The organism is Microbacterium sp. (genome assembly GCF_036566905.1).
Taxonomy (GTDB): domain Bacteria; phylum Actinomycetota; class Actinomycetes; order Actinomycetales; family Microbacteriaceae; genus Microbacterium.
On sequence record NZ_DATCVK010000186.1, the window covers coordinates 1 to 6,094 of the forward strand.

General features: G+C 70.8%; 5 protein-coding genes. All 5 read left to right on the forward strand.

Annotated features, from left to right (window positions below; genetic code table 11):
- On the forward strand, positions 1 to 2,562 hold a 2,562-nt coding region (carB, locus tag VIP82_RS15445), incomplete at its 5' end, for a carbamoyl-phosphate synthase large subunit (protein WP_331910159.1).
- Positions 2,559 to 3,392 carry an orotidine-5'-phosphate decarboxylase gene (gene pyrF, locus VIP82_RS15450; RefSeq protein ID WP_331910161.1) on the forward strand — a complete coding sequence of 278 codons (834 nt, stop codon included), beginning with the start codon at positions 2,559 to 2,561 and terminating at the stop codon, positions 3,390 to 3,392. The genes carB and pyrF, both read left to right, overlap by 4 nt.
- A gap of 1 nt (position 3,393) precedes the next feature.
- Entirely contained in the window at positions 3,394 to 4,335 is a 942-nt protein-coding gene (gene gmk, locus VIP82_RS15455; protein ID WP_331910163.1) for a guanylate kinase, read from the forward strand.
- A 143-nt stretch (positions 4,336 to 4,478) separates the two neighbouring features.
- A complete protein-coding gene (gene rpoZ, locus VIP82_RS15460; protein WP_018170775.1) occupies positions 4,479 to 4,733 on the forward strand; it encodes a DNA-directed RNA polymerase subunit omega in 255 nt (84 codons plus the stop codon).
- 118 nt (positions 4,734 to 4,851) lie between these two features.
- Positions 4,852 to 6,045, forward strand: coding sequence for a methionine adenosyltransferase (gene metK / locus VIP82_RS15465; RefSeq protein ID WP_331910165.1), 1,194 nt, complete (start codon positions 4,852 to 4,854; stop codon positions 6,043 to 6,045).
- The last annotated feature ends 49 nt before the right edge of the window (positions 6,046 to 6,094 follow it).

Consider the following 6,094-nt stretch of genomic DNA (forward strand, 5'->3'; position numbering starts at 1 on the left):
CACACGGGCGACTCGATCACCGTCGCTCCCGCGCAGACGCTCAGCGATGTCGAGTACCAGCTCATGCGGGACGCGGCCTTCGCCTGCATCCGCCGCGTCGGCGTGGAGACGGGCGGCTCGAACGTGCAGTTCGCCGTCAACCCCGAGAACGGCCGCCTCGTCGTCATCGAGATGAACCCGCGCGTGTCGCGCTCGTCGGCACTCGCCTCGAAGGCGACCGGCTTCCCGATCGCCAAGATCGCGGCCAAGCTCGCCATCGGCTACCGGCTCGACGAGATCCCCAACGACATCACCAAGGTGACGCCGGCGAGCTTCGAGCCGACGCTCGACTACGTCGTCGTGAAGGTGCCCCGCTTCAACTTCGAGAAGTTCCCGGCCGCCGACACCACCCTGACCACGACCATGAAGTCGGTCGGCGAGGCCATGGCGATCGGACGCAACTACGCGACCGCGCTGCAGAAGGCGCTGCGCTCGCTCGAGAAGCGCGGGTCCAGCTTCCACTGGGGCGACGAGTCGCGCTCGGTCGACGAGCTGCTCGAGATCGCGACGCGGCCGACCGACGGCCGGATCGTCGTGCTGCAGCAGGCGCTGCGCAAGGGCGCGACGGTCGAGCAGGCGTTCGAGGCGACCAAGATCGACCCGTGGTTCCTCGACCAGATCGTCCTCATCAACGAGGTGGCCGAGTTCGTGCGCCAGGCGGGGGAGCTGGATGCCGCCACCCTGCGCATCGCGAAGGAGCACGGCTTCAGCGACGCCCAGATCGCCGAACTGCGCTCCGACACGGAGGCCCAGGTGCGCGGCGTCCGTCACGGTCTCGGCATCCGTCCCGTGTACAAGACCGTCGACACCTGCGCGGGAGAGTTCCCCGCGCTGACGCCCTACCACTACTCGAGCTACGACGCCGAGACCGAGGTCACGCCGTCGGAGCGCACGAAGGTCGTCATCATCGGGTCGGGGCCGAACCGCATCGGCCAGGGCGTCGAGTTCGACTACTCGTGCGTGCACGCGTCGTTCGCGCTCGCCGACGCCGGCTACGAGACGGTCATGGTCAACTGCAACCCCGAGACCGTGTCGACCGACTACGACACCTCCGACCGCCTGTACTTCGAGCCGCTGACCCTCGAGGACGTGCTCGAGGTGCTGCACGCCGAGGCGCAGTCCGGCGAGATCCTCGGCGTCATCTGCCAGCTCGGCGGCCAGACGCCGCTCGGCCTCGCCAAGGGGATCGAGGACGCCGGCTACACGATCCTCGGCACCAAGCCGGCCGCGATCGACCTCGCCGAGGAGCGTGAGCTGTTCTCGCGCCTGCTCGACGACGCGGGACTCGTCGCGCCGCGCAACGGCACCGCGATCGACGTCGACGGCGCCGTCGGGGTGGCCGAGGAGATCGGCTACCCGGTGCTGGTGCGCCCGAGCTTCGTGCTCGGCGGCCGCGGCATGGAGATCGTGTACTCGACCGAGGCGCTGCGCGACTACTTCGTGCGCATCGCCGACGCCGCGATCATCGGCCCCGGCCTGCCGCTCCTGGTGGACCGCTTCCTCGACGACGCGATCGAGATCGACGTCGACGCGCTGTTCGACGGCACCGAGCTGTACATCGGCGGCGTGATGGAGCACCTCGAGGAGGCCGGCATCCACTCCGGCGACTCCTCGTGCACCCTGCCGCCGGTGAGCCTCGGCCGCACCGACATCGATCGCGTCCGCATCGCGACGCACGCCATCGCCCAGGGCGTCGGCGTGCGCGGACTCCTGAACGTGCAGTTCGCCATCTCCGCCGGCGTGCTCTACGTCATCGAGGCGAACCCGCGCGCCAGCCGCACCGTGCCGTTCGTGTCGAAGGCGCTCGGCATCCCGCTCGCCAAGGCCGCCTCGCGCATCATGGCGGGCTCGTCCATCGCCGAGCTCAAGGCCGAGGGCATGCTTCCGGAGCAGGACGGCTCGCGGGTGCCGCTGGACGCTCCGGTCGCCGTGAAGGAGGCCGTGCTGCCGTTCAAGCGGTTCCGCACCGCCGACGGTCAGACCGTCGACTCGGTGCTCGGCCCCGAGATGCGCTCCACCGGCGAGGTCATGGGCATCGACCGCGACTTCCCCACGGCGTTCGCGAAGTCGCAGGAGGCCGCATACGGTGGCATGCCGCAGTCCGGTACCGTCTTCATCTCGGTCGCCGACAGCGACAAGCGGGCCGTGATCCTGCCCGCCCACCGCCTGCAGGAGCTCGGCTTCGACCTGGTCGCGACCGAGGGCACCGCCGAGATCCTCGCCCGCAACGGCATCGAGGTGCGCGTGGTCAGCAAGTACTCCGAGACGCAGGAGTCGGGCGCGACCAACATCGTGGACCTCATCAACGCCGGCGAGATCGACATCGTGGTGAACACCCCGTCCGGCGGCGCCGCTCGCGCAGACGGCTATGAGATCCGCGCCGCGGCGGTGGCCGGTGACAAGGCGCTGTTCACGACGATGGCCGTGCTCGGCGCCGCCGTCAGCGCGCTGCCGGTGCTGCGCGAGGGCTTCGACGTCAAGAGTCTGCAGGAGTACGCAGAGGATCGGCGGGCGCGCGCATGACCTCGTTCGGCGAGCGGGTCCGTGCCGCGTTCGCGGCGCACGGCCAGCTGTGCGTCGGCATCGATCCGCACGTCCACCTCCTCGCCGAGTGGGGATTGGATGCCTCCGCCGCCGGTGCGCGCGAGTTCGGCCTCCGCGTCGTGGAGGCCGCCGCGGGCCGCGTCGGCGTCGTCAAGCCCCAGGTCTCGTTCTTCGAGCGATACGGGTCGGCCGGCCTGGCAGCGCTCGAGGACGTCCTCGCCGCCGCGCGCGCCGCCGGTCTGCTGGTGATCGCCGATGCCAAGCGCGGCGACATCGGATCGACCATGGACGCCTACGCCGAGGCGTGGCTCACGCCGGGCTCTCCGCTCGAAGCCGACGCGATGACGGCGAACCCCTTCCTCGGCGTCGGCGCTCTCGAGGGGACGTTCGACGTCGCGGAGCGCAACGGCAAGGGCGTGTTCGTGCTCGCCGCGACGAGCAATCCCGACGCCTTCACCGCGCAGCGGGCGGTCCTCCCGACCGGCGAGACGGTGTCGGCCGCGATCATGCGCGAGATCTCGGAGCACAACGCCCGCACGGCCTCGGGCGGGCAGTGGGGGAGCCTCGGCGTCGTCATCGGCGGCACCGTGGAGTGGGAGGATGCTGGACTCACGGTGTTCTCACCCGTCGCCCCGATCCTCGCTCCGGGCTTCGGCCACCAGGGTGCGGAACCGCATCAGCTCCGCGCGCGCTTCGGCGAGCTGGCGGAAGCGGTGATAGCGTCGGAGAGCCGCAGCATCCTGGCTGCCGGACCCGACCGGCTCGCCGCGCGCATATCCGAGCGCGCCCTTCTCTACCGTGGTGATTGACATGCCCGATTCGCGCACCCTTCCTGACGGGGCTCCGCCCCACCCCTCCGGCGCGCATGCGCGGCCACCCGAGGTCGACCGCGTGGCGGCCTCGCGCCGCGCCGTCGCGGCCCGACGGGAGCGCGCAGCGCTGAAGAAGGACGTCACGATGCGGGTGATCACGCCGCAGGAGCTGCTGCGGCGCGCCCTGGCGGAACCCGCCTCGCCCGCAGGTGCGATGCGCGTGCCGGAGTTCCTCACCGCGATCCCCGCGATCGGCGAAGGCAAGCGCGACCGTATCCTCCACGACCTCGAGATCTCGCCCGTCAAGCGGCTCGGCGGCCTCGGCTCGCGCCAGCGCGACGACCTCCGCCGCTTCCTCGACGCCCGCTGGCCCGAGATCGAGCCCCGCGGCGGCCGCAGCCGCCTCGTCGTGCTGGCCGGCCCCACAGCGGTCGGCAAGGGCACGGTCGCCGCCCACATCAAGGCGCACCATCCCCAGATCCTGCTGTCCGTGTCGGCGACCACGCGCGCGCCGCGCCCGGGCGAGGTCGACGGAGAGCACTACTTCTTCGTCGACGACGCCGAGTTCGACCGCATGATCGCGGACGGCGAGCTCCTGGAGCACGCGACCGTCCACAACGCGCACCGCTACGGCACTCCGCGCAAGCCGATCGAGAAGGCCCTCGCCGAAGGCCGTACGGTGCTGCTCGAGATCGACCTCCAGGGCGCCCGCCAGGTGCGCGAGGCCGACCCGACGGCGACCCTCGTGTTCCTGCTGCCGCCGAGCTGGGACGAGCTCGTGCAGCGGCTCGTCGGGCGCGGCACCGAGGGCGCCGCCGAGCGTGCCCGGCGCCTGCGCACGGCCAAGACCGAGCTCGCCTCCCAGGGCGAGTTCGACTACCGCGTCGTGAACGACGACGTCGCCCGCGCGGCCGACGAGGTCGCCCGGCTCGCGCACTGACGGCGCCCCGTTCGGTCGATCCGCCCCACCGCGACGGCGCCGCACGTCCGCGCGGCGGCAGCCGTCCCGTAGAATGGTGGGATGCCTCGGCACCCCGAGGCCCGCAGACTCCCATTCCGACATCCGATCCAGGAGGTTTCGCCATGGCCGGAACGAACCAGGGCATCATCGAGCCCCCCATCGACAGCCTGCTCGAGAAGGTCGACTCGAAGTACCAGCTCGTGATCTTCGCGTCCAAGCGCGCGCGTCAGATCAACGACTACTACTCCGACCTCCACGAGGGCAACCTGTTCGACAACGTGGGCCCGCTCGTCGACTCGACGGTCGAGGACAAGCCCCTCACGATCGCGATGCACGAGATCCACGAGGACAAGCTGCGCCTGCGCCGCGCGGAGTAATCCCGTTACGAACCCTGTGCCCCCGAAGACGGTGATGTCCGTCTCCGGGGGCATACTGGTGTCCGCCCCCCCGGCGTCGGACACCAGGGCGACCGGCGCCACGACAACTGGAGTACCGATGACCGACCTGCGTCTGTTCACGTCCGAATCCGTCACCGAGGGGCATCCCGACAAGATCTGCGACCAGATCTCGGACTCGATCCTCGACGCGATCCTCGAGGCGGACCCGAACGGGCGCGTGGCCGTGGAGACGCTCGTCACCACGGGCCTCGTCCACGTCGCGGGCGAGGTGTCGACCTCTGCCTACGTCGAGATCCCCGCGATCGTGCGCAGCGTCGTCAACCGCATCGGGTACACCTCGAGCGAGACCGGCTTCGACGGCGACTCGTGCGGCGTCAGCGTGTCGATCGGGGCGCAGTCCTCCGACATCGCGGCCGGCGTCGACAAGGCGTTCGAGCGGCGCGAGGACGGTTCCGAGGACCCGCACGACCTGCAGGGCGCGGGCGACCAAGGCATCATGTTCGGCTACGCGACCACCGAGACGCCGCAGCTCATGCCGATGGCAGCGTGGACGGCGCACCGCATGGCGGAGCGCCTCGCCGAGGTGCGCCGGTCGGGGGAGCTGCCGTTCCTGCGACCCGACGGCAAGACGCAGGTCACGCTCGGCTACGAGGGCGACATCCCGCGGACCGTGGAGTCCGTCGTGCTGTCGACGCAGCACCAGCCCGACATCTCGCAGAAGGCGCTGCGTGCCGCCGTGCGCGCAGAGGTCATCGACCCGGTGCTCGAGGCGACGGGCCTCGACCTTCCCGACGTGAAGTTCTACATCAACCCCGCCGGCCCGTTCGTCACGGGCGGTCCGAAGGGTGACGCCGGTCTCACCGGCCGCAAGATCATCATCGACACCTACGGCGGCGCGTCGCGCCACGGGGGCGGTGCCTTCAGTGGCAAGGACCCCTCGAAGGTGGACCGCTCGGCGGCGTACGCGATGCGCTGGGTCGCCAAGAACGCGGTCGCGGCCGGGCTCGCGGACCGCCTGGAGGTGCAGGTCGCCTACGCGATCGGCAAGGCCAAGCCCGTCGGGCTCTACGTCGAGACGTTCGGCACCGGCCGCGTCGCCGACGATGTCATCACGGCGGCGATCCTCGACGTCTTCGACCTGCGACCCAAGGCGATCATCGATCAGCTCGATCTGCTCCGCCCGATCTACGCGCAGACCGCGGCATACGGCCACTTCGGTCGGGACCTGCCCGATTTCACATGGGAGCGCACGGACCGCGCCGACGCACTGCGCGCGGCCGCCGGGCTCTGACGCCGGCCGCGTGACCGCGGTGCACGACGAAGAGCACGTCCCGGGCGAG